The organism is Domibacillus sp. 8LH, from assembly GCF_038806185.1.
Lineage (GTDB): Bacteria > Bacillota > Bacilli > Bacillales > Domibacillaceae > Domibacillus > Domibacillus indicus_A.
In genome coordinates this window covers 1-266 of record NZ_JAVJNG010000167.1, presented here as the reverse complement: position 1 = coordinate 266, position 266 = coordinate 1, and the positions used below count along the sequence as shown (strand labels likewise).

At 48.9% G+C, this 266-nt stretch carries 2 tRNA genes; both read left to right on the top strand.

The features are described 5' to 3' along the window. Positions 1–99 precede the first annotated feature (99 nt). A tRNA-Ile gene (locus RG959_RS24275) sits at positions 100–176 on the top strand. A gap of 17 nt (positions 177–193) precedes the next feature. Beyond that, positions 194–266: transfer RNA gene (locus RG959_RS24270), tRNA-Ala, on the top strand.

Genomic DNA, 266 nt, shown 5'->3' with positions numbered 1-266 from the left:
AGGATATTTACGGAAGTGAGAACTTGGTTCTCACAAACGTTTGACGTTTGATTTTGTTCAGTTTTGAAGGTTCAATCTGAAACTTCATAATGGAAGTAGGGGCCTATAGCTCAGCTGGTTAGAGCGCACGCCTGATAAGCGTGAGGTCGATGGTTCGAGTCCATTTAGGCCCACCATTCTTACTTCTTTATATGGGGCCTTAGCTCAGCTGGGAGAGCGCCTGCTTTGCACGCAGGAGGTCAGCGGTTCGATCCCGCTAGGCTCCA